The following is a 24,448-nucleotide window of genomic DNA, read 5'->3' as shown; positions in this document are numbered from 1 at the left end:
ATATATTTTGTCTTCTAAAAACCTTGATAATCCGCAGAAGGGCCATAGCTTCCCGGCAGAGGAATGTTGTTGAGTCTGTAATAAACACCAAGTTGAGCTCTGTGGTGAGTGATCTGATTCAAAGCATGACGAATCGCGCCATATTTGCTCCAGCTTGCCAGTTCGTGGCCGTCATTTTTAATTGTCCAGCTGGGATTAAGATCGTCTTCTGTGCTATTTTCCAATGCTGTTTTTGCCGACTGATAATCGTCTTCCAGCTTTTTCATAAGATCATCTTTTGTAGAAAGAACAGTCGGTTTGTAATCGCCTTTACCAAAATCCAGCTCAGAAGTTTTCAAAATAGTGTTCGGCCATTCAAAAACTTCTACGAGATGGGTGGCAAGAGGCATCATTTTCATGCTTTTTTCATGAGGAGCATAATCGTTTTTTCCTTCGGGGAATAGTTCAATAAATTTTTTTGTGGTTTGGAATTCTCCCTCCAGTTCGGATTTTAATTGAGATAAAGTGTCCATAATATTTTGTTTTTTTAAGTACTTAAAGATAAGGCTTTTAAAGATCAGAAGTTTTAAAGAAATCATAATTTTATTTCTGATTAGTTTCGAAAAGAATGTAATGTTTTGATTTATAGGTTTTTATATCTATTAAGGTGAATTTTTGAAAAAAAACTGTAACATATTTCAGTATTTGATAACTAATTAAGTAAACATTATTACAATGAAAAAACTATTTTCTGTATTCTTTATTGCCCTTTTTGCTTTTGCATCGGCACAGGATTCCAAAGAGTCCAAAGAAACAGCAAACAGGTTCTTTTACGAACTTACTTTTAAACCGAAGAAAGATTCCACCAAGATGGATAAAGTAGTGGCTATTCTGGACATTACAAGTAAAAAATCCATCTATCAGGATTATACAATTCCCGCTCAGGATTCCATTATTAAAGTAGCTGTGGAAGAAATGGAAAAGACAAAAAGCTGGAAAGATGTAACCAAGCTTATTAAAATGCCTAAGTTCTCATACAAAATCGTAAAAACTTATCCTGAAATGAAGGAGCAGTATATCGACAGAGTAAGTATGAACCTGTTTGGATACGATGATGACATTAAATTCAACTGGAACATTTTACCGGAAAAAGAAAAAGTAGGTGAATATAATACACAGAAAGCCACTACAGAATTTGGAGGAAGAAAATGGACAGCCTGGTTCAGTACTGATATTCCTTTTCAGGATGGACCTTACAAATTTTACGGTCTTCCGGGCTTAATTGTTAAGATCGAAGATTCCGAGAAAAACTACTCCTGGAAGCTAAGCGGAAATAAGAAAATCTCTAATTACGATGAGATGTCTTATTCCGACAAAATAAATGCAAAATATGGAATTCCTCAAACGATAACGCCTACCACTAAGGAAAAATTTGAAAAAGCTTACGCAAGCTTTAAACAAGATCCGATGGCTGAGTTTCGTCAGAAAGTAACACCTGAAATGATGAGTATGAAAATGCCGGGTTCAGACCTTACTATTGGCGAATTTGCGAAGAAACAGGAAAAGCAGGCAAAAGATTTCTTTAATGCCAATGATAATCCGATCGAAATTTCATCACAAGCTCAGGAGAAGAAGAAAAAATAAGCATTCATATCAACTAAATTATATTATTAAATCAACCCGGATACAGCAATGTGTTTGGGTTGATTTCTTTCATCTCTTTTGTTATTTAGATTAAATTTAAATAGCGTATATTTGCCCTTACAAAAAATCTGGCTTTGGAAGAGATTAACTTACATAAATTAAGTGGATTCCCTAAAAATAAAATGGGGAAAATTTTGGGTTATGATAATGATCAGCTGAGAATGCCCAACAAAATTATAGAAATGGGCCTTCTGCCCGAAACTATTTTCAGGGTTTTGTACCAGGCTCCGTTCAAGGGTCCCATGTATGTTGAGTTTGGAGAGGAAAAGAGCCGCATCGCTCTTCGTGAAGAAGAGGGAGAGTATATTATTGTTGAAGAATTGAATTAATGCAGGAAAATAAGAAAAAACAGGTCCTCTTGGTCGGGAACCCTAATGTAGGAAAATCCACCGTTTTCAATGCACTGTGCAATAAAAAACAAAAGACCGGGAATTATGCAGGAGTTACCGTTGCAAGCCATTCAGGAAATTATATTTATAAAAACGAAGAAGTTGAAGTAATCGATCTTCCGGGTTCATACAGTGTATATCCAAGTTCCGAAGATGAGGCTATTTTCTCCAAATTTCTTATTGATGAGCAGAAAAACTATGAAGGGGTCATCTATATCCTTGAAGCATTAAGCTTAAAAAGAGGGCTGCTTCTCTTTCAGCAGATTCAGGACCTTGGCATACCGATGATTCTGGTCGTTAACCAGATAGACCAGGCGGAAAGAAGAGGAATCAGCATTGATATCCAAAAATTTTCTGATGCTTTAGGTATCAAAATTATCCAGACCAATGCCAAAGAGCAGATTGGAATAGACAAGATCAAAGAGGCGGTCCTGAATAACGGATTCCAAAAAGCCGGTAAGATCTCATTTGAAACCCCGAACGAGCATAAAGCTTTTATACAAAAAATAGCAGTTCATAAAGGCCTCGACAACGAGTATAAAGCCTGGATGAGCCTTTCATTAGGTTCCGATTTGGGAAAAATAGATTCAATAAAAGACCTGCTGAACGAACCGGAAACCAAAAGTCTGGTTCCGAAACGGCTTCAGGTTCAGGAAACGGTAAGAAGATATCAGAACGTAGATAAAATACTGGCAGATGTAATCTCTAAAAAAGCACAGTTCAAAGAACTTCTGACAGAAAAACTGGATAAAGTACTGGTTCACAAATTCTGGGGCTATGTCGTTTTTCTCGTGATTCTTTTAATTATTTTCCAAAGCGTTTTCTTCCTGGCGGAATATCCGATGAACTGGATCGACGATACCTTTTCATGGCTGGCTGCATTTACAGGGGAACATCTTCCGGAAGGACCCATTAATTCATTGGTTTCAAGCGGAATTATCCCCGGGATAGGTGGAATTGTAGTATTTGCACCACAAATTGGTATTTTATTATATTTCTTATACTTGCTGGAAGATTCAGGATATATGGCAAGAGTTGTATTCCTGATGGACAGGCTGCTGCGCCCTTTCGGACTGAACGGAAAAAGTATAGTCCCTCTTGTATCCGGAACCGCCTGCGCCATTCCTGCCGTGATCTCTACAAGAAATATCGAAAATGTAAAAGAAAGACTATTAACTATATTGGTTACTCCTTTCATGACCTGTTCTGCAAGGCTTCCGGTGTATAGTATTATTATCGGGCTTATTATTTCAGACGGATCATTCCTCGGAATTAAATACAAAGCGCTGGTATTGATGGGAATGTACCTTTTAGGGTTTCTTGTGGCATTGTTTTCAGCATCTGTTCTTAAGAAATTTATCAAAAATAAAGAAAAGACTTACCTGGTAATGGATTTGCCTACCTATAAAAAACCGCTTTTCGGTTACGACCTTAAAATGGTTCTGGGCAAAGTGTGGGAATTCGTTACAGGAGCAGGAAAGATCATTTTTATTGTAAGCATCATTGTATGGTTTTTAAGTTACTTTGGCCCAAAACAAAAGCCTGATCAGTTGGTGGCTACCAATGTAGAACTCGACCATTCCTATCTTGCTAAAATGGGCAAAGGAATTGAGCCGCTTATTGAGCCTCTAGGTTACGACTGGAAGATGGGAGTGGGGATTCTAACCAGCTTTGTTGCAAGAGAAGTCTTCGTAGGAACAATGTCTACCCTGTACAGCCTGGAAGATGATGCACCCGAAGTAAAAGTAATCGATAAAATGAGAAGAGACGTAAAACCTAATGGCGAAAAAGTATTCAGCTTTGCCACAGGTATTTCTGTCCTTTTATTCTACGCATTTGCAATGCAGTGTGTTTCCACACTTGCAGTAGTCTACAGAGAAACCAAAAGCTGGAAATGGACCGGCTTTCAGGTGGCAATGATGACCGGTTTGGCATATTTTGTGTCGTTAATAGCTTATCAGATTTTAAAATAATGGATACCTCATTAATTTTTCAGTACGTAATCATTATATTGATCGTTGCATTTGCCTGTTACTCTTTATTTAAAGTACTCAGAAAAAACTTTGCACCGAAAAAATTCAGCTCCAAAAGAACCAACTGCGACAAGGATTGCGGATGTTCCTGATTATATTTTTAAGTTTATAATTGAAAAAATAGTAGTATTTTCATTTTTAGAAACTAAAACTATTTCAAATTGAATCTTAAATTATCAGTTGCCTTATTATTTTTTCTTTCCATAGTTCTGGTAAAAGCCCAGGCAGATACCACCAAAATCAAATCCTATGCAGATCAGGTAATGGTCCGCGTTAACCTTGATACCAATATTGAGAACTATATTTTTACAGAAGGTCCGGAAGACAAACCCCTGGAAACCATTTTTACAATAAATAATAAAATCAGGACCTCTTTTTCCATTGATTACAGAATTATCAGTGCCACCATTTCATTCACACCAGGCTTCCTTCCCGGGAATAATGATGACCAGCTTAAAGGGACCAGTTCATATACTGATCTGAGATTCCGGTTTTTCCCGAAAAAATTTATCCAGACCGTTTATTATAAAAATGTAAAAGGATTTTACATGGAAAATATGAGCGATTTTTTCCCGGACTGGAAAGAAGGAAGAGATCCGTACATTCAGTTCCCCGATCTGAGAGTGCAAAGCTTTGGAGGATCCACAGCCTATGTTCTGAAAGATAATTTTTCCCTGAAAAGTATTTATACCCAGGGAGAATGGCAGAAAGAAAGCCGTGGAAGCTGGGTTCCCATTCTGGACTATGATCTTTCGGTGTTCAGGGATATCTTAAACGGGCAAAAAAGTAAAGAAACCCAGTACAGTTTCGGGGCAAGTATGGGCTACTTTTACAACTGGGTTCCCGGAGCCAGAAAAAGAGTCAATATTGCACCTAATGTTTCTCTGGGATTTGGCGGAATGTTCTCCAGCAGCTGGGATATTCTTGAAAACGGATCCAAAGCCAATAAAGTCAATACACAATATTTAACCCTCAGGTTTGCGACAGGACTTCATATAGGATATAATACCGACAGATTTCTGTTTGGAGGGAAATTCAATGTTACTGCATATGCCTATAACGAGAAAAATAACCAGAATGTGCAGAATAATAATATATTCGGATTGCTTTACATAGGCTATCGTTTTCCGCCGCCAAAAGTAGTGGAAAGAAATTATGACAAAATTCAGGAAAAAATTCCGATCTTATAACTTATAAGGTCTTTTGAGTATCTTTGCCGGGAATACAACCAATTAAAATAATAATATCAGAATGTCATTAATTAAATCTATCTCAGGGATCAGAGGGACAATAGGAGGAAAAGTAAATGATAACTTGACCCCTTTGGATGTGGTGAAATTTGCTTCCGCATTCGGAACCTGGCTTCAGAATACACAAAATAAAAAGAATTTAACCCTGGTTATAGGAAGAGACGCCAGAATTTCCGGGGAAATGGTTTCTTCGCTTGTTACAGCCACTCTTCAGGGACTGGGAATTAATGTAGTGGACCTCGGGCTTTCTACAACGCCAACGGTGGAAATAATGGTTCCTGAGCTTAAAGCAGACGGAGGAATTATCCTGACAGCCTCTCACAACCCTAAACAATGGAATGCCCTTAAACTATTGAATGGTAAAGGTGAGTTCATAAGTGGAGAAAACGGAGCTGAAGTATTGGCCCTGGCAGAAAGCGAAGATTTCAATTATGCTGAAGTGGACGATCTTGGAAAGTACGAAACAAGAGAAGATGGATTTGACATTCATATCCAGCAGATCCTTGATTTGCCGATGGTAGATGTTGAAGCCATTAAAGCTAAAAAATTCAAAATAGTTCTGGACGCTGTCAATTCTACAGGAGGAATAGCAATCCCAATGCTTCTGGATAAACTGGGCTGCGAAACAATAAAATTATACTGCGAGCCCAACGGACAGTTTCCGCATAATCCTGAACCTTTAAAAGAGCATTTGGGAGACATCTGTGAGCTTGTAAAAAAAGAAAATGCAGATTTGGGAATCGTTGTGGATCCGGATGTTGACAGATTGGCATTAATTGATGAAAAAGGGGAGATGTTCGGAGAAGAATATACCTTGGTTGCAGTAGCAGATTATTTGCTAAAACACAAAAAAGGAACTGCAATTTCCAATCTTTCTTCAAGCCGTGCCTTAAGGGATGTTGCAAGAAATCACGATTCGGAATACTTTGCAAGTGCTGTGGGAGAAGTAAACGTTGTCAACCTGATGAAAGAGAAAAATGCAGTAATCGGCGGTGAAGGAAACGGAGGAATTATCTATCCTGATCTTCATTACGGAAGAGACTCTTTGGTAGGAGCGGCTTTATTCTTAACCCATTTGGCCAAAGAAAACAAAACCGTTTCCGAATTAAGAGCCGGATATCCGGAATATTTCATGGGTAAAAAGAAAATAGAATTAACGCCGGAGATCAATGTAGATGATATCTTAGCCAAAATGGAAAAAGAATACCAGAATGAAGAAGTTTCAACTGTAGATGGAGTGAAAATCGATTTCGAAAAGAACTGGGTTCACCTGAGAAAATCAAATACGGAACCGATCATCAGAATTTATACTGAAGCCCATTCACAGGAAGAAGCTGATAAACTGGGAGATGATATGATTGCTAAAATTAAAAGTTTAATCTAAAATAAAGCAGGAACGGAGCAGAAATGTTCCGTTCTTTTTCTTACAGATGTTTGAGCATATACAGAACAGGTTTCACTTCCCTAAAGGAAAATGGCGGAAATTTCTTAGCTGCTTTGAGCGCATGGAAGTTCCTGCCAGAACTTTGCTTTTAAAGGAAAATGAAATTTCAGACAGTGCTTACTATATTGAAAAAGGAATTGCAAGGGCCTGGTACAACAATGACGGGAAAGATGTGACCTTTCAGTTCTTTATGGAAAATACCATGTTCTCATCCCTTGAGAGCTTCAGGAAAGGCTTTCCAAGCATGGTCTCCTTCGAAACCATAGAGCCCTGCATTTTATGGAAGATCAAAAAAGAAGATGCAGAAGCTATTTTAGCTGAGGTATACGAAGATCCCGAGCTGAGAACCCAATTCATGGATGCTCTTTTTGAAAGGATATTCGACTATATGAAGCATTTTTTCTCATTTATAAAGGATACCCCAAAACAACGCTACCTCAGTCTTGCCAAAGAACGTCCGGAAATCATAAGAAGAATCCCGCAGCACTATATTGCTTCCTACCTGGGGATTACCACGGTACATCTTAGCCGTATCAAGAGTGCCATCTTAAAAGAGGATGCTTTAACCAACAACTGATAACAAATGTTATTGCACTGCAGACTATCCTCATCCTAATTTTGTATAAAAATTTAAATAATGAAAGCAGCAGTTGTATTTGAAAAAGGAAGTATTCCTCAATATGCAGATTTTCCGGATCCGGGAACACCTGGGGAAAATGAAGTGCAGGTAACAGTAAAGGCAGCATCGATCAAGAATCTTGACAGAGCTATTGCAGGCGGAAGCCATTATTCCGTCAGCAGCGAGAAACATCAGCCCAAAATTATAGGAACAGACGGAGCCGGGTACCTTGACAATGGGCAGAAAGTATATTTTTTCAGTAAGAAAGGAACCGCAGCCGGGAAGGTCAATGCTGAAAAAGGATTTATTATTCCCGTACCGGAAGAGCTGGATTTTATTACCGCCGCGGCATTGCCCAATGCAGTAATGGGATCGGCGATGGGGCTGAAGTTCAAAGCAGGGATGAAACCTGGCGATACCGTTTTGATTAATGGAGCAACCGGGGTTACAGGAAAAATTGCAGTTCAGGTAGCCAAATTATATGGCGCCAAAAAAATTATTGCCACAGGCAGAAACGAAGAATCTTTACAATTACTTCTTACGTTGGGTGCAGATGAGGTAATTTCTTTAAAACAATCCGATGAAGATTTTAAAACAAAAATTAAAGAAATTCACAGCGAAACCCCTGTTGATATTATTTTGGACTACCTTTGGGGGCATTCTGTAGAGATGATGCTGAATGCTTTGAAAGGAAACGGAACATTTTCTCACAAAACCAGATTGGTTTCTGTAGGAGGAATGAGCGGGGATATCATTCAGCTGTCTTCGCAGATTCTGAGAGGAACAGATATTCAGATTTCAGGTTCCGGATTGGGAAGCTGGACAAAAGAAGAAACCCATCTGCTTTTTACAGAAATTATTCCCGAAATGTTTCAGGCAGCAGTAGCCGGTAATATTAAAATAGATACACAAACAGCGGACATTAAAAACGTAGAAGCGCTGTGGAACACCGAAATTCCGGCTGGAAAAAGACTTGTTCTGACTATTTAACCACAATTTGACTTTTTTATCCACAATCCTTTTATCTCTTTTCTTTTTTTACTATCTTTAATATAGAAATTTATGAAAAATTAATTCAAAAAAAGTTGCAACTTTGCATAAACATTTGAATTTCAGTTTCAGAAGTTATTATTAATTAAAAAGTTTGCCGAGGTTTGTAATGTATATTCAGACATCTGGCCGACGAAGACGACACTATTGGAAGAGTATTTTGGAAATGAACTTGTAAAAAAGTTCGAGGAAATGATGGAAAACAATGATGAATTCTACTTCGATACCGAAGAGCTGGAAGATATTATTGTTTATTATTTGGAGCTGGGAGATTTTAACTACGCAGACAATGCTGTTAATTATGGCCTTAAGCTTCACCCGAATTCATTGGATATCAAGATCAAAAGACTTGAGATTCTTCTGGAATGGGAAGATTATAATACCGCAAAAGAACTCATAGACGAACTGAAAGGTTCATCTATGGAAAATACAGACTTTATGGTCTGCTACGCGAAGTATTATTCGAACCTGGGAAATCCCAGAAAAGCCATTGACATCTGCAAGAAAGCACTAGAACTGAAAGAAGAAGAGAACTTCCTTCACAACTTTATTGCAGACGAATATGTAAACTTGGGAGATCCCTTTAACGCTCTTAAGCACTACAGAAAAGCCCTGAAAGAAGATCCTACAGACGAATATTCGCTTGAAAACTGTATGATCTGCTTCAGCGACCTGAATAAGAGCGAGGAGGCTATTGCCTTTCTTAATGAATATTTAGATGAATTTGCCTATTCCGAAACCGCATGGTTCGAGTACGGGCAGTTTTACTTCAACAGAAAGAACTATGAAGAAGCCATAAAAGGATATGATTACTTATTGGCGATCAATTCAAGTTCTGTAGGAGTATATGCCAATAAAGCAGCCTGTTACGAAGCCCTTGGGCAGTACCAGAAAGCCGTGGAAGTATATGAGGAAATGCTTGAGCTGGAATATACCAAGGCATTTACATTTTATAAGATAGGATTGTGCTACAAAGCACAGAAACAGTCCATAATGGCCCTGAATGCATTTCAGAAATCCCTGAGAGAAGATCCTCAGTTTTATCTGTCCATGATGGAGCAGTCTTATCTTTATGAAGAGATGGGCGGTATGAAAGAAGCCCTGCATTTTGCAAAAGAAGCCACCCAGCTTAATGACAGCAACCTTGACTATCAGAAAAGACTGGCCTTCCTGTTCATCGATTCCGGAAAATTTGAAGAAAGCCTTAGCTGTCTTAAAAAACTGGTAGATGCGGAGCCTTCAAGATTTTACAACTGGTATGCCTATTCGGAAGTATTGATGCTTCTGGGAGAATATGAAGAGGCAGTCACTATTCTGGATAAAGCCATCAAGGTACACAACAGGGCAGAGCTTTATTATCAGCTAAGCAACTGCTATTTCAACCTGAGAAATCCGGAAAAAGGCGCAGAATCTCTTCAGAAAGCTTTAAACATCGATTCTTCTCTTGCTACGGATATGCAGAAAAAATATCCGTTCATTAAGGATGAGGTGAAAAAAGTGAAAGCAAAAGTAAAAAAGAAGAATTCTTAAATGATTTAATTACGATCATAAATAAAAAATCCTGCAGCAATGCAGGATTTTTAGTTGATATCAGTTTTAATATAATTTACTTATTTATAGTGCCTGGTTTGGTTCTTAGGAAAATTAACCCTCCAATAATAACTCCCGCTCCTACAAACTGTAAAAAACTCAGCTTTTCACCATCCAGAAATCCCCAGATAATAGCAACGATAGGCATCAGCAAGGTTACTGTTGAGGCAAACAGCGGAGTAGATACCTTTAATAAACGATAATTCAGCGTCATAGCCAGTCCTGTTCCAAAGATGGATAACAGACTTACAAACATCAGTCCCAGCATATTATCTTCATTGAAAGAAAAGGTTGAAAAGAATCCTGTGAATGCCAAAGCAATAAGGGAAGGGAAAAATAAAACAAATGAGAAAACAAATGCTGATAAAATCGTAGAGGAAACCTCCATCAGTTTAGATTTCACAGTTGTAGTACTCATTGCATAACACAACGTAGCCAATAACAGCAGTAATATAGGAATCAGTTTGAATTTTCCGCCCTCGCCGTCACCGCCAAAAGCCAGTAAACAAACGCCAGCAAAGCTTATTAACGTGCCAACGATCTGTTTCTTTGTTGTTTCAAACTTCCACACCAGTGCGCCCACAATAATGACAAAAATCGGCATCATAGAATTGATGATTCCCGCAATGCTGCTGCTCACTTCCGTTTCTGCAATCGGAAACAGGAACATAGGAATAAAATTTCCTGTAAATGCAGCCAGAATAAGCCATTTCAAATGCTTTTTAGGGAAAAGCTTATATTTTGAAACCGCAACAGGCATCAGAATAATACCGGCAATCAGCACCCTTAGCGCTCCCACCTGATAGGGACTGAAATGCTCAAGAGACTTTTTGATCAGAATAAAAGAAGATCCCCAGATCAGGGTTAATACAATCAGGAGGATCCATTTTTCTTTATTGGCGTTCATTGTTTTTGTGTAGGATTTTTAAAAATTCTTTTTGGGAATCATTTTGGCGCCCAGACTTTCCAGGTGTTCGGTATGAGACTGACAATCAATAAGATCTAAGGTGTTTTTGTTTTTTTCTACAAATTGAATAAAGCCGGCTTTGGAAGCATTGCTTACTTTGGCAAACATACTTTCCCCGCAGAAAACATTTCCAATCTGAAGACCGTAAAACCCGCCGACTAATTCTCCGTCCTGCCACACTTCAATACTTTTGGCTAAACCATATTCGTGAAGCCTGATAAAAGATTCCATCAGCTCATCCGAAAGCCAGGTTCCCGTCTGTCCTTTTCTGCTTGCCTGCTGGCAATTCAGGATAACCTCCCTGAAATTCTTGTTCTCTGAAAAAGTAAAAATACCTCTGTTAAGTATTTTCCGCATCGATTTGGAAACTTTTATTTCATCAGGAAACAGGACGAATCTTGGGTCCGGACACCACCATAATATTTCCTCTCCCGGATTATACCATGGAAAAATTCCCAGCTGATAGGCAAACCAAATGCGTTCTATGGATAGATCACCTCCAAAGGCAACCAGTCCTTCATGACCGTCATAAAGCTCAGGATCGGGGAATGAAATCTCGTTTTCGTCTAATCGGACCATTTTTTGGAAAAAAATCCCACTTGAGAAAGCAGGATTTATATTGGATCTTATTTTTTAATTAAAAAGGTAAATCGTCATCATCATCTCCAGCGAAAGGATTCTCGTTGGATACCGGGGAAGCAGATTGAGACGGAGAAGCTTGTGTAGGCTCAGATCCGTTATCCATAACCTTTTCTACTCTCCATCCTGTAATAGAATTGAAATATTTGGTTTCACCCTGCGGAGATACCCATTCTCTTCCTCTGATGTTGATTCCCACCTTTACAGTCTCACCTTCTCTAAGGTTATCTAATAAACTGATCTTATCAGACAAAAATTCTATGTTTATCGGCTGTGGATACTGTTCCTGAGTCAAAATAACCATTTCTCTCTTTTGAAAGCCGCTTGCAAATGTCTGAGCATCAAAAAGTTTCTTTACCGTTCCTTGTAATTCCATATTGTAATTGTTAACGTTGTAAAAGTAAGAAAATGAAATGTAATAATAGAAGGAGCGGAAAAAAAATGTGTGAATTTTAATTTTTTTTCTCAAAAGTTTGGAGAGAAGGGAAAAAGTCCTATATTTGCACTCACAAAAACGAAGCAAGCTCTTTAAAATAAACAACAAACCAGCGGATGTGGTGTAATTGGTAGCCACGCCAGACTTAGGATCTGGTGCCGTGAGGCGTGGGGGTTCGAGTCCCTTCATCCGCACTATGCGAAAATAGCTCAGCTGGTAGAGCACAACCTTGCCAAGGTTGGGGTCGCGGGTTCGAATCCCGTTTTTCGCTCCACACCATGCCCTGGTGGTGGAACTGGTAGACACGCAGGACTTAAAATCCTGTGCCTCTTTTGGCGTGCGGGTTCAAGTCCCGCCCGGGGTACTAAAACTCTCTGTTGATCTCAACGGAGAGTTTTTTAGTTTTAAAAGGTTTGTGAGAACTGTTTATTTATTCAGTTTTTTGTACGTTTTTATATCTTCGGGTTATTATTTTAAAGCAAAATGTTTTATATTTGTAGCCACAAAAAAGATACAGCTCTTTACATAAAAGAATAAACAACCAGCGGATGTGGTGTAATTGGTAGCCACGCCAGACTTAGGATCTGGTGCCGTGAGGCGTGGGGGTTCGAGTCCCTTCATCCGCACCATAAGAAAACTCTCTATTGAATTTCAATGGAGAGTTTTTTATTTTTATATCACAGTAAAAAACATTCAGTAAAACAGCTGCTTAATTAAATCAATCAAAGATTGATTCCTCCCTTTGCATCCTTAAACCTACCCAGCATTAAAATTAGACTTTGCGTTAAAAAAATTCAGCTCTGCTTAAATATAAAACGATAAGATTAATGTTTTTGAACTCAATCTGTACCCAAAATAATATTAACTTCTGTATCTGTATCCTTAAATGAATACCCCATAATTTTGTTATACTAAAACAGAATATTATGGAAACTGTTATTCGCAACCAACACCAGCTTCAGTATGCTGAGGTTTATATTTCAGATATACCGTTTTTAAAAATATTTTTCTGCAGGTACAGAATTCTTCCAAGCTTACTAAAGAATTTGGTGTTCCTTTTCTTTTGGTGAAGAAAAATAATCAGATAGCAGGATTTGCAAGCCTTATTATGAATGGAAAAGGAGAAATTTCATTTACCATATATGGGAAAAATGAACTTTCAGATTCAGAAAAAAGAATTTTAATCTTCGTGCAGAACGTTATTTTAAACAGAATAATTCGGGAAATTTCAGGAATGCAGATCAGCTGAAAAGCAGTATCGAAAGAATGACCGGCTGGCTGAGCGTAGGATAAACCTGAAATGAATTTGTACATTTACTTAAAACTCAGGCCTTATGTCAAAAGATGTTCTCTATCTTAAAATAGCAAAATCAGTCACCGAACAGATCAAAAGTGATACCCTGCAGTTTGGAGACAGATTGCCTTCACTCAGGAGTGCCCAGAAACTATATAATGTTAGCCTCAATACCGTCAAGCAGGCGTATATGGAGCTGGAAAGCCGTTCTTTAGTTGAATCCCGTCCCAAATATGGCTATTTTGTAAGCCAGACCTCCCAGAGAAAGCTGGCATTACCTTCCGTAGCTCCAATGAAAGATGCAGAAAGGAAAAACTGCCCCGAAGATCTTATTGATAAGGTATTCGGAACCATTGACGGGACTGATGTTACCCAGTTTGCTTTAGGTATTCCGGGGAAAAGTTTTCTTCCTTTGGCGAAGCTGAAGAAATCTATGATTAATGTGATTAAAAGGAAGAATGACAGCGGGACAGATTATGAACCGGTACAGGGAAACGAGCATCTACGCAGGGAAACGGCTAAATGGGCTATGGTTCTGGAAGGGAAAATCACGGAAGATGATTTGGTAATCACTTCAGGAGCAATGAATGCAGTCTATACCTGTCTCATGGCGGTAACCAAGCCCGGGGATTCCGTTGCAGTGGAAAGCCCGGTGTATTTTGGTGTGCTTCAGGCGATCAAGCAGCTGGGATTAAAGGTAGTGGAAATTCCAACCCATCCGGTTTACGGAGTAGACCTTGATGCCTTGAAAAAGTTCTGCCTACGCTTTCTGCGTGCTGTTTTGTGACCAATTTCAATAATCCGCTGGGTTTCCAGATGCCTGATGAGAACAAAAAAGAACTTGTAAGACTTATTACTCATTATAATGTTCCTTTAATTGAAGATGATATTTACGGGAATCTGTACTTCGGAGCGGAAAGACCGAAACCTTGTAAATTTTATGATGAAGCAGGGCTTGTGATGTGGATAGGATCGGTTTCCAAAACCCTTGCTCCCGGTTACCGGGTCGGTTGGGTTGCTCCCGGAAAATTCAAGGAAAAAGTGATCCGCCAGAAACTCGTGCAGACTGTTTGCAGCCCATCTCTTTACCCGGATGTGATTGCTGATTTTCTGGAACACGGCCGTTATGACCACCATTTGAGAATGTTCAGGAAAAAACTGTATGCGAATTATCTTCAGATTCAGAAATCGGTGGGGGAGTATTTCCCGGACAATACCAAGGTTTCGGAACCTAAAGGGGGCTTTATGCTATGGCTGGAGCTGGATAAAAGGATATGCACGGAAGATCTTTATGACGAAGCCATGAGCCAGAAAATAAACTTTGCCCCGGGAAGAATGTTTTCCCAATATAACCAATATCAGAACTGTATGCGCCTTAACTATGCCCTGGAATGGACAGACAGGGTGGAAAGTGACCTTGAAAAACTGGCAAAAATGGTGAAAAAAAGAATTTAACTAAACCTTATAAACAATGAATGATACAAATAGTGAAGTAAAAATTATAAGCTATGATCCTCAGTATAAAGAAGCTTTCAAAGCATTAAATGAAGAATGGATCAAAACCTTTTTCACAATGGAGGCAGGGGATTATAAACTCTTAGACAATCCTGAAGAGCATATTATTAACAAGGGCGGGCATATTGTTTTTGCCTTACTAAATAATAAACCGGTAGGAACCTGTGCTTTGGTAAAAATGTCAGACCTGCCGCTTAAATTTGAACTGTCAAAGATGGCGGTAAGCCCTGAAGCACAGGGAAAGAAAATAGGTTATCTGGTAGGAAAGGCCCTAATAGAAAAAGCTAAAGAATCAGGAGCGGAAAGTATTTTCCTGGAGACCAATTCCATCCTGGTGCCAGCCATCAGACTGTATGAAAAGCTTGGTTTTAAGCATATGCCAGTATCAGATTCTGCTTATGAACGTTGTGATACGCAGATGCTTCTGGAATTCAATATTTAAATAAAAAAGATATCGGAATGGAATAGAAATGCCCGCACCGGTATCTTTTTACTCTTACAGCAGCTACCCAAACCGTAAGGCACCCTCATCCTTCTAGCATTTTAACCCTTTACCTTTTAGCCATTTCGCCTTTCTGCCCTTTTGCCTCTCAGTCCTTAAATTATTCCCCTTTTTCCCTATTCGCTCTTTTTCCCTATTTTTGTGAAATTCCTTATTTCAATGAAAAAGATTATCCTCATCGAAGACGAAACCAGTGTTGTATCTTTTATAAAGAAAGGACTTCAGGAAAACGGCTATGAAGTTTCTGTTGCCTTCGACGGGCGTACAGGAGTACAGCTGGTACAGGCCAATGATTTCGATATGGTAATTCTGGACATTATGCTTCCGGAAATGAACGGTCTGGACGTCTGCAAAGAAATCAGGAAAACCAATCAGCATGTTCCGATCCTGTTTTTAACAGCTTTGGGAACCTCCGAAAATATAGTGCTGGGCCTGGAAAGCGGAGGTGATGATTATCTTGTAAAACCATTCAAGTTCATTGAGCTGGTCGCCCGTGTGAAATCCCTGTTAAGAAGAAGCAATGGAGTAAGCTCCCAGGAAATTGCTGAACCGGAACCGGATAGCGAGCATGTTTTCAGGTTTTCAGATCTGGTCGTTAATGATTATACAAAAAAGTGACCCGTGGGGGAGATGAAATTTCTTTAACTTCTACAGAATACAAACTTCTGCTCTACTTCCTGAATAATCCTGAAAAAGTAATTTCAAGAGCTGAAATTCTGGATGCAGTCTGGGGCGTAAATTATGAGCTGGGAACGAATGTGGTAGATGTTTATGTAAACTATTTAAGGAAAAAACTGGATAACCAGGATGATAATAAACTGATCCACACCGTAATAGGAATGGGGTATGTGCTGAAAAAATCTTAATGAATGTCTAAAAAAGTTGTCACAAATCAGACCAAAACGATGGTGCTCTTAATGTTGGTGTTTACTGCTATCATTCTGTTGTTCAGTGGTTTGGTTTACTTTTCAATTGTCAACTTTTCGCACCAGAGATTTTATGAGCTGCTGAAAATCCGTACGGCAACCATTGTTCAGATCGAAAAAAGCAAAGATCACCTTGACCTTCCCGAAAATTATATCCTCAACAGCCTGAATGACGAGGAACTTCCTATGGAAAGAGACTATGTGTTTGCGGTTCCTACGGATTCCAATTTCAGAAAAATTTCACAGGAAGTTCATATTCCCGATTATTTTTTCAAAAGCATCGTTAAAAAAGGGGAGGCCAATTATAATGATAAAGAGTTTTACTACATCGGGCAGACCTTCAGGTATGAGAACAAGGACTATATTGCCATTGCTTCTGCCAAAAATCATTATGTAATCTACTATCTTGGGTTTTTAAAAAGAACGCTGATCACCTGTATCGTCCTTTCGCTGTTTTTCAGCATGATCTTTTCTTTTTATTTGTCTAAAACCTTATTCAAACCTATCTTAAAGATTACCGGGAAAGTAAAAGAGATTAGCTCTGAGAATCTTCACCTCAGACTGGAGCCACAACCGGACAATAAAGAATTGAATGAGCTTGTAGATACCTTCAACGGAATGCTGAACCGTATAGAAACCTCATTTGAGACCCAAAACCACCTGATCGGAAACGTTTCCCATGAACTTAGAACACCATTGACATCCATTATGGGTGAAGCAGATGTTGCGCTTTCTATCAGCAGAACCGCCGATGAATACAAGGAAACCTTAGAAATTATCCTCGACGAAGCAGAAAAACTGGATAAAAAGATCAAGGCATTATTAATGATCGCCCAGACCGGTTTCGATGGAAAGATTCAGAAAATGGATAAGGTGAGGATCGATCAGCTGCTTTGGGATGTGATTGAAACTCTCAGGAAAATCGATTCCAGGAACAATATCTATCTGGATATCAGTATGCTTCCGGACAATCCTAAAAAATTAAAGGTTCAGGGAAATGAACAGCTGCTGCACCTAGCGGTGGCTAATATCATCAACAACGGTTGTAAATATTCCAATTTCCAGCAGGTAAAAGTTTCGCTGGGAGCTACGGACACCGATGTATATATTATCGTAAAAGATTTCGGGATTGGAATTCCGGAAGTTGAGATGAATAAAATCTATGACCCGTTCTTCAGGGCTTCCAATACCAAAAACTACGAAGGCTACGGAATCGGGCTTCCATTGGCCAGAAACATCGTAAGGATGCACCAGGGCGAACTGATCGTAAGTTCCCACGAAAACCAGGGAACCACAGTACAGATGCGTTTTCCTAATTTCTATAGTACGCGACCGGAAAGTTAATGGACCGGATACGGGGTACGGGATGCAAGGTATGGGTTTGAGAGTCGGAGTGTTTTAGGGTTTGAGTTCATATCTATCGATTTGCATCTTGATTCTTGGCTCTTGTTTCTTATAACTTAAACTCATCATTCATTTTCTTAATCTCAGCCTAAAAGTCTCATGTCTGATATCTGACATCTGAAGTCTTGCCTTATTTTCCTTATGTTAACTGGCATTAACAATATTCTAATCTCATTCTAATCTCTTTAATCACATTTTAATTCCATTCCAAAAGACTTCTAATCTTGCCGTTTTAGTTTTGTAACATCAAAATAAGAAAACACAAACCTAAATCTAAAAGATATGACCAAAACCATTTTAATTGCCACGGATTACTCTCTTGAGTCACTGAACATATTAAAAAAGTACTGAAAGAGAAAGAAGCATCAGAAGACCAGAATCAGTATAACATTCTTTTGGTTTCAGGATATGAGCTGGGAGATTCTATCAGGGACCTTCTGTTCAATACGAAAAGCACTATTTTTAATAAAATCAGGCCGCAGGAATTCTGTGACGCCTATGGAATCATCAAAAATAAGTATCCTCATCTGGTCAATAAGATCGTCTGCGATATTTTCACAGGAAGCTTTCAGAGAACATTCAACAATTATGTGAAAGCGGAAAATATTGAGGAAGCCTATTACTCCCCATCTATTAAGAGTAAAGGAAAAGGGAAGTTTGATATTGCTCCTTACATCAGAAAGTGCAAAGATATTAAGGTTCAGGAAATTAAAGTTGAAATTCCTGAAAGACTTCCTGAAAGAGGAAAATTGGCTGAAATCTTTGTTGAAGCCTAAAAAAATAGATAAACACAATATTAAAAGAATAAAAAAATGTTAAGAAATTATAGTAACAGCCGAACGTTGGGAGACAATATCAGATTGGGGACGCTGACTGCATTTACTGCAGGTACTATAAATATTGCCTCTCTGTTAATATTTCTCTCCTTCACGTCAAACGTAACGGGGCATTATGCCATCTTGGCTGCGGAAATCAGCAAAGGAAACTGGACGCAGGTAGCTGTGGTTGGAGCCTGGATCTTTTTGTTCTTCTTCGGAAGCTTTTTGTCCAACTTCATCGTGATCAACTTTAATAAGAAAAGTAAATATTTTGCCCATGCAATGCCGATTGTGCTGGAAATCATATGTTTGCTTTTTGTGGGAATTTACGGTCAGTTTTATTATCAGAAAACATTGGAGGAAACGGAATATCTGGTTGCGCTGATGCTTTTTGCAACAGGACTTCAGAACGGTCTTACGGCCAGTATCTCCAATTTCTCAGTGAAAACCACTCACCTTACAGGTACAACCACCGATCTTGGGATTCTGTTTTCCATGTTTACCCAGAAAAAATACAGGAAGAATGGTGAGCTGATAGGAAGGGCAAAACTGCTTATGAGTATTATGGTTGCCTATGTATTGGGAGCTGTATTCTCGGGGCTCACGTATTATTATCTTGAATTCAGGGTATTTTATGTGATCAGTCTGTGTCTTTTGATTGTGATCGGGTATGATGCCTATAAAATCCATATCAGGCACTTCAATACCAAATACCGCTACAGCAAAATTTATAAAAAACCCAATGTACTGGCTTATTTGTATGATAAAGTTCACGGGATCCCCAAAAGGAAAGAAAAAAGAACACTTGTCTTTGATGAATAAAATAAATAAATATCAATATTATTTTTGTGTAAACTAGCTGTGAAGCACTCCTTTTCGATGGTAGAAAAGGGGTGTTTTTTTATTCATTCAAATGGGTATTTAATCCTGTTTGCTAAGGGAGCTCCTAATTTTTTAACGCAAAGTTTTATTTTTGACACCGCTCATTTTTAAGTTTAAAAAGTAATGATCAATCAGAGATTGATCTGATTAAGCGAATGCATACCCTCCCGCTTAATCAGCGGCTTTGCCGCATCCTTTGCTCTGCTCTAAATCATAAGCTCTTAAAATAAAACTTTGCGTTAAAAAACAACAGAACTATTCACAAAGCTCTTTTCCCTCTTTCATTTCCCAACTTTGCAGAAGTATTAAAAACCAGACAGGATAAAGGAAATGTGATTAAAATGTTGATAATTAAAATTTAATTCACGGTTTTAATGTTTTAATTCCGGTTTCCATTGCCTATTTTTGTAAGTTGATTATACGTTTTATGTCAGATATTATTCAGCTTTTACCGGATCATGTAGCCAACCAAATTGCGGCAGGAGAAGTGGTGCAGAGGCCTGCGTCCATTGTGAAGGAACTTTTGGAAAATGCTATTGATGCGGGTGCATCCAAGATAGAACTGATTATCAGGGATGCCGGAAAAAACCTGATCCAGGTGGTGGATGATGGCAAAGGAATGTCTGAAACAGATGCCCGGATGGCGTTTGAAAGACATGCTACGTCAAAGATCAAAGCAACAGAAGATATTTTCAAGATTGCCACAAAAGGATTTCGTGGGGAGGCATTGGCTTCTATTGCTGCTGTTTCGCAGGTTGAACTGAGAACGAAGCAGAAGGATGCCAAAATTGGAACCAATATCTACATTGAAGGCGGTGTATTTCAGTTTCAGGACCCGATACAGACTGCCGACGGATCCAATTTCTTGGTGAAAAACCTGTTCTACAATGTTCCGGCCAGAAGAAAATTCCTTAAAAATAATAATGTTGAATTCAGACACGTTATTGATGAATTTCAGCGCGTTGCCTTAGCTCATGAAAACCTCGAATTTTCCTTATTTCATGATGATGAAGCTGTTTTCAGACTGAGAAAGGGCAGCCAGATGCAGCGTATTGTAGATGTTTTCGGACGTAAGCTGCAGCCGCAGCTGATTCCTATCAAAGAAGATATCATCTGGTGTAAGCTTCACGGATTCGTTGCAAAACCGGAAGGAGCTAAAAAATCCAGGGAGAACAGTTTCTTTTCGTGAACGGAAGATACTTCAAAAGTCCGTATTTCAATAAAGCAGTTCAGGAAGCTTTCGAAGGATTGCTTTTACCGGGTTATGTTCCTACATTTTTCCTTTATCTTGAATTAGATCCGGAAAAAATAGATGTAAATATCCATCCCCAGAAAACAGAAGTGAAATTTGAAGATGAGCACCTGATTTTCGCTCTTCTTCGTTCCACTATTAAAAGATCGCTGGGAATTTACAATGTTTCGCCAAGCCTTGATTTTGACAAAGACCCTGAAATGGATGCCATGATGAATAAACCTTTCCCAAGTAAAGGAAACAGCAGCGGGGGAGTCATCAGGATGCCGGAAATTATCGTAGATAAAGACTATAACCCATTTGTTGAAGAAAGAAATGTACGTCCCGAAGAAATCCAGAATCTTACGGAAATGTACCATCAGAATATTAATATTACAGCAGAACCTTCCAAGATCAATTTATTTGAAGACGAAGATTTTGATGAGGATCTGATGAGGTTGCCGAATGGTTATTGGCTGTTCAATAAAGGAGATGTAACCCTGATGCTGGATCTTGGAAGAATGCACAGGCTGGTTGTTTCCGAAAATAATAAGACGTCGAAGAAACCCAACGTTAACCCAAACAGTCATACGCTGCTCTTTTCTTTAGAGTACCATATGAACGAAATAGAGAAGAATAAATACAATTCTTTCAAAAAATTTCTTCCTGAACTCGGGTTTGACATGAAAATTGCACATGAAAGCGTGCTGAGAATAGACGCCCTTCCGGAAGGTCTGAAAGAAACCCAGGCGATGAAGTTCCTGGAAAACCTTTTTGAGATCCTGGATTACAAGACAGAAGAAGAATTTATGCAGTTCTATCTCAACCAGTGGAATAAAATGCAGTCCAAATCAAGATTTGATTTCATCTATAAAAAAGATGCGGAACAGATGATCAAAGATTTCACCGCTTTAGGCTTCCCGGAATTTTTACCGGATGGCAAAAGATGCTTTTATGAAGTTCCGTTTAATGACTTTAAAAACAAATTTTAAAAAATGTTCAACAATATACCGCCGATCACCAGAAACCTTATCATTATCAATGTTATCGTATTTGTTGCCTCTTATTTTTTAGGAAGTAAGGCAATCGAATATCTTGCGGGGTTTTATCCTTTTTCGCCCTTTTTCCATTCATGGCAGGTTATTACGCACATGTTTATGCATGGAAGTATAATGCATATTTTGTTTAATATGCTGACGTTATACAGCTTTGGGCCTATTCTGGAGCAGTCATTGGGTGATAAAAAGTACCTGATATTGTATTTCTTAAGCGGATTGGGAGCTTTTTTCCTTTTTAATTTATGGAATTTTATAGAAGTTCAGCAGTTTACCCGTGAGTTACAACAGCTTGGATTTAATGTTAATGCTTATCTGTCAGGCGCCAATGTTGAATTCACCGGAACAGCAGAATCTATTGCCACACAAAGAGGTTTGCTGGAGAATGTAAAGAATATTGTAACAACGCCTATGGTTGGTGCTTCCGGAGCTATTTTCGGAGTTGTAGCTGCTTTTGCAACACTTTATCCGGATTCAAAGATCATGATGATGTTTATCCCTGTTCCTATGAAGGTAAAATATCTGATGCCTATCGTTATTTTAGTTTCCATATATCTGGGCGTTTCAGGAAACGGAGGGGGTATTGCCCATCTGGCTCACGTTGGTGGAGCATTAGTTGGCTGGATTCTTGCAAGGATCTGGAGAAAACATCTGTATAGATTCAATTAAAATTCTGTGAAAGTTTTCCGTCTTGTCATATTAATCCTGCATGTAGGTGTCTTTTTCCTCTTGCTGGGTACTTTAATGAATGCATATGTTCCGCCTAAAATATTTCCGTGGTTCAACCTGCTTTCCTTAGGGTTTCCCGTCCTTATTGTTATCTACATACTATTCACTATTTTCTGGCTTTTTAGTTTGAAAAAGAGAACCTTTATATTTATGCTGGCCGGGCTTATTTTTATGGTTCCTGTACAGAGATGGGTGAATTTTTCTTCCGGTGCAAAAGAAACAGCAGATCTTAAGGTAGTCACTTTTAATGTGAAAGCCGGTTTGATGGGAGCTTCTGAAATCGAAAATTATCTCACCAATGCCAATGCTGATGTGGTAATGCTGCAGGAAGCCGGAAAGAAAGTTTCTGTAAAAGGAATGCTGGTTATTGATAATAATGGGATTACCAAGGTTTTTACAAAACATAAAATCATCAACTCCAAAGAGCTTATCAATAGCAATTATGATAGCAATAACGCTTATGCTTCCCAGGCAGATATTGAAATCCGGGGAAAAGTATACCGCTTTATCAATATTTATCTGGAGCCTTTCAAATTTGAAAAAGGAATGGTAAAAATGGACGGGGTAAAAGAAGAAGATGAGCAAAAACTGAAGAATATTGTTAAAAGGCTTATTCCTGTTTTCAAAAAACATCAGGATCAGATAGAAAGTATCAAAGAAGGAATTGAAAACTCACCTTATCCTGTGATTGTAATGGGAGACCTGAATTCCGTACCCAATTCCTATGAATATTATCATCTGTTGGATGGATTGCAGGATGCTTTTGTAAAAGCCGGGAAAGGGAGTGCCACAAGCTTCCATGATTACAAATTTCCTATCAGAATCGATTATATTTTTACCTCAAAAACCATACAGCCGGTTAGTTATGAAGTTGACCGAAGCATAAAGCTTTCAGATCATTATCCTGTCATCGGAACGTTTTCAATAAATAACTAATTATCATAAAATTAGTTAAAATCTTTCTGCTTGGTAGGATTTTTGATGAATGGAATAGAGTACCCAAGTCTGTATTCCATGAAGCTGAGTCAATTACTGCTATTTATACATATCGTTGTTGCCGTGTTGCTGCTATGCACACTGGGTAATGCATGGATACCACCTAACTTCTTAGGTGCCCTCAACCTACTGTCTCTGGGCTTCCCATATCTTATTATCGTTTACATTCTGCTCACTCTTGTCTGGGTAATCAAAAGAAAAAAAGTTGCAATTGCTTTTGCACTTGGAGCGCTTCTTTTTATAATCCCGTAAGACGCTGGGTTAATTTTTCTCCCAAAACAGAAAATTTAAAATCGATCAGAGATATTAAAGTTCTTACTTTTAATGTAAAATATGGTGATTTCGGCTGGGACAAAGTAAAAAAATACATTACAGACCAGAATGCAGATATCATTCTTGTTCAGGAAAAAGATACCAACCGCGCTATAAGAAAGGATATGATTAAATATCCATCCGTCATTTTAAAAACCAAGCATACCATTTTAAGACAGGAATCTCTGATTGAAGACGAGGCAAGAGGGAATTCCTTTTATGCGGATATAGATATCAACGGAAAAATTATAAGAGTGGTCAATGTTTATCTTGAACCGTTCAGACTTCATAAATCGATGCTTAAATTTGACGGTTTTGCAAAAGAAGGAGGGAAAATTGCCACGCTGCTTTCTCATATGACCCCTACTTTTAAGGCGCATGAAGATCAGATCAAAAAAATCAGGAAGGTGATCGATTTTTCACCTTATCCGGTAATCCTTGCGGGTGATTTTAATTCTGTACCCAATTCTTACGAATATTACAATCTTGGAAAAGATCTTCAGGATGCCTTCCTTACGGTAGGAAACGGCGCTTCCACGAGCTTTCACGATTATAAGGTTCCATTGAGAATCGACTATATCTTTACCTCCAAATCTATTATTCCTTTAAGCTATAAAGTGGACCAATCTGTAAAATTATCGGATCATTATCCTGTAATTGCAGAATTTCTGCTAAATTAGTTCC

Annotated in this window: 22 protein-coding genes, 4 tRNA genes and 2 pseudogenes; 24 read left to right on the top strand and 4 right to left on the bottom strand. The window is 38.6% G+C overall.

Annotated elements, in window-relative coordinates:
* Positions 1-14: 14 nt before the first annotated feature.
* The gene (locus N4G44_RS01675; RefSeq protein WP_474924354.1) at positions 15-512 is read right to left on the bottom strand and encodes a DinB family protein; all 498 of its coding nucleotides are present in this window, start codon (positions 510-512) and stop codon (positions 15-17) included.
* A gap of 202 nt (positions 513-714) precedes the next feature.
* Here N4G44_RS01675 and N4G44_RS01670 point away from each other — a divergent pair, with 202 nt between their 5' ends.
* The 8 genes from N4G44_RS01670 to N4G44_RS01635 all read left to right on the top strand — a co-directional run bounded on the left by N4G44_RS01670 (position 715) and on the right by N4G44_RS01635 (position 9,998).
* Positions 715-1,623: a GLPGLI family protein gene (locus tag N4G44_RS01670; protein WP_474924353.1), complete on the top strand. Its 909-nt coding sequence runs from the start codon at positions 715-717 to the stop codon at positions 1,621-1,623.
* Positions 1,624-1,757: 134 nt separating this feature from the next.
* On the top strand, positions 1,758-2,012 hold the full coding sequence (locus N4G44_RS01665; RefSeq protein WP_081780125.1) for a FeoA family protein: 255 nt from the start codon (positions 1,758-1,760) through the stop codon (positions 2,010-2,012).
* Positions 2,012-4,045 (top strand): ferrous iron transport protein B, encoded by a 2,034-nt coding sequence (feoB, locus tag N4G44_RS01660; RefSeq protein ID WP_474924352.1) that lies wholly within the window; start codon positions 2,012-2,014, stop codon positions 4,043-4,045. The genes N4G44_RS01665 and feoB overlap by 1 nt, the downstream gene beginning before the upstream one ends.
* A 221-nt stretch (positions 4,046-4,266) precedes the next feature.
* Positions 4,267-5,295 (top strand): DUF4421 family protein, encoded by a 1,029-nt coding sequence (locus tag N4G44_RS01655; RefSeq protein ID WP_474924351.1) that lies wholly within the window; start codon positions 4,267-4,269, stop codon positions 5,293-5,295.
* Between the two features lie 61 nt (positions 5,296-5,356).
* Positions 5,357-6,739, top strand: coding sequence for a phosphoglucosamine mutase (gene glmM, locus N4G44_RS01650; protein ID WP_474924350.1), 1,383 nt, complete (start codon positions 5,357-5,359; stop codon positions 6,737-6,739).
* Positions 6,740-6,785: 46 nt separating this feature from the next.
* Positions 6,786-7,376 (top strand): Crp/Fnr family transcriptional regulator, encoded by a 591-nt coding sequence (locus tag N4G44_RS01645; RefSeq protein WP_474924349.1) that lies wholly within the window; start codon positions 6,786-6,788, stop codon positions 7,374-7,376.
* A 60-nt stretch (positions 7,377-7,436) separates the two neighbouring features.
* Positions 7,437-8,408: a quinone oxidoreductase family protein gene (locus tag N4G44_RS01640; protein ID WP_474924348.1), complete on the top strand. Its 972-nt coding sequence runs from the start codon at positions 7,437-7,439 to the stop codon at positions 8,406-8,408.
* A 207-nt stretch (positions 8,409-8,615) separates the two neighbouring features.
* Positions 8,616-9,998 (top strand): tetratricopeptide repeat protein, encoded by a 1,383-nt coding sequence (locus tag N4G44_RS01635; protein WP_474924347.1) that lies wholly within the window; start codon positions 8,616-8,618, stop codon positions 9,996-9,998.
* A 76-nt stretch (positions 9,999-10,074) separates the two neighbouring features.
* Here N4G44_RS01635 and N4G44_RS01630 read toward each other — a convergent pair whose 3' ends face one another.
* The 3 genes from N4G44_RS01630 to N4G44_RS01620 are packed head-to-tail and all read right to left on the bottom strand — an operon-like array spanning position 10,075 to position 12,040.
* On the bottom strand, positions 10,075-10,965 hold the full coding sequence (locus N4G44_RS01630; protein WP_474924346.1) for a DMT family transporter: 891 nt from the start codon (positions 10,963-10,965) through the stop codon (positions 10,075-10,077).
* A gap of 18 nt (positions 10,966-10,983) precedes the next feature.
* Entirely contained in the window at positions 10,984-11,604 is a 621-nt protein-coding gene (gene aat / locus N4G44_RS01625; protein ID WP_474924345.1) for a leucyl/phenylalanyl-tRNA--protein transferase, read from the bottom strand.
* A 58-nt stretch (positions 11,605-11,662) separates the two neighbouring features.
* The gene (locus tag N4G44_RS01620) at positions 11,663-12,040 is read right to left on the bottom strand and encodes a DUF3127 domain-containing protein (protein ID WP_040992893.1); all 378 of its coding nucleotides are present in this window, start codon (positions 12,038-12,040) and stop codon (positions 11,663-11,665) included.
* A gap of 172 nt (positions 12,041-12,212) precedes the next feature.
* Between N4G44_RS01620 and N4G44_RS01615 the strand changes: the two genes are divergently transcribed.
* The 16 genes and pseudogenes from N4G44_RS01615 (at position 12,213) to N4G44_RS01540 (ending at position 24,444) form a co-directional block, all read left to right on the top strand.
* Positions 12,213-12,294, top strand: a tRNA-Leu gene (locus N4G44_RS01615).
* Between the two features lie 4 nt (positions 12,295-12,298).
* A tRNA-Gly gene (locus tag N4G44_RS01610) sits at positions 12,299-12,374 on the top strand.
* A 6-nt stretch (positions 12,375-12,380) separates the two neighbouring features.
* Positions 12,381-12,464 (top strand) — tRNA-Leu (locus N4G44_RS01605).
* A 180-nt stretch (positions 12,465-12,644) separates the two neighbouring features.
* Positions 12,645-12,729, top strand: a tRNA-Leu gene (locus N4G44_RS01600).
* Between the two features lie 437 nt (positions 12,730-13,166).
* On the top strand, positions 13,167-13,349 hold the full coding sequence (locus N4G44_RS01595; RefSeq protein WP_474924344.1) for a hypothetical protein: 183 nt from the start codon (positions 13,167-13,169) through the stop codon (positions 13,347-13,349).
* Positions 13,350-13,434: 85 nt separating this feature from the next.
* Positions 13,435-14,181 carry an aminotransferase-like domain-containing protein gene (locus tag N4G44_RS01590; protein WP_474924343.1) on the top strand — a complete coding sequence of 249 codons (747 nt, stop codon included), beginning with the start codon at positions 13,435-13,437 and terminating at the stop codon, positions 14,179-14,181.
* The gene (locus N4G44_RS01585) at positions 14,178-14,849 is read left to right on the top strand and encodes an aminotransferase-like domain-containing protein (RefSeq protein ID WP_474924342.1); all 672 of its coding nucleotides are present in this window, start codon (positions 14,178-14,180) and stop codon (positions 14,847-14,849) included. Before N4G44_RS01590 ends, N4G44_RS01585 begins: the two co-directional genes overlap by 4 nt.
* Positions 14,850-14,865: 16 nt before the next feature.
* Complete coding sequence (locus N4G44_RS01580; RefSeq protein WP_474924341.1) at positions 14,866-15,351, top strand: GNAT family N-acetyltransferase; 486 nt, start codon at positions 14,866-14,868, stop codon at positions 15,349-15,351.
* A 219-nt stretch (positions 15,352-15,570) separates the two neighbouring features.
* Positions 15,571-16,277: pseudogene (locus N4G44_RS01575) on the top strand (response regulator transcription factor).
* Between the two features lie 3 nt (positions 16,278-16,280).
* On the top strand, positions 16,281-17,681 hold the full coding sequence (locus N4G44_RS01570) for a sensor histidine kinase (RefSeq protein ID WP_474924340.1): 1,401 nt from the start codon (positions 16,281-16,283) through the stop codon (positions 17,679-17,681).
* A 455-nt stretch (positions 17,682-18,136) separates the two neighbouring features.
* Positions 18,137-18,517, top strand: coding sequence for a hypothetical protein (locus tag N4G44_RS01565; protein WP_474924339.1), 381 nt, complete (start codon positions 18,137-18,139; stop codon positions 18,515-18,517).
* Between the two features lie 36 nt (positions 18,518-18,553).
* The gene (locus N4G44_RS01560) at positions 18,554-19,381 is read left to right on the top strand and encodes a YoaK family protein (protein ID WP_474924338.1); all 828 of its coding nucleotides are present in this window, start codon (positions 18,554-18,556) and stop codon (positions 19,379-19,381) included.
* 487 nt (positions 19,382-19,868) lie between these two features.
* Positions 19,869-21,664 (top strand): annotated as a pseudogene (gene mutL, locus N4G44_RS01555) (DNA mismatch repair endonuclease MutL).
* A 3-nt stretch (positions 21,665-21,667) separates the two neighbouring features.
* Positions 21,668-22,396 (top strand): rhomboid family intramembrane serine protease, encoded by a 729-nt coding sequence (locus tag N4G44_RS01550; RefSeq protein ID WP_073062548.1) that lies wholly within the window; start codon positions 21,668-21,670, stop codon positions 22,394-22,396.
* Positions 22,397-22,402: 6 nt separating this feature from the next.
* Positions 22,403-23,392: an endonuclease/exonuclease/phosphatase family protein gene (locus N4G44_RS01545; protein ID WP_474924337.1), complete on the top strand. Its 990-nt coding sequence runs from the start codon at positions 22,403-22,405 to the stop codon at positions 23,390-23,392.
* A gap of 206 nt (positions 23,393-23,598) precedes the next feature.
* Positions 23,599-24,444, top strand: a complete 846-nt coding sequence (locus tag N4G44_RS01540) for an endonuclease/exonuclease/phosphatase family protein (protein WP_474925021.1) — start codon at positions 23,599-23,601, stop codon at positions 24,442-24,444.
* Positions 24,445-24,448 lie beyond the last annotated feature (4 nt).

It is taken from the genome of Chryseobacterium sp. GTID13 (assembly GCF_056172655.1).
Note: the sequence above shows the minus strand (reverse complement) of the source record. Positions and strands in the feature narration are given on the sequence as shown.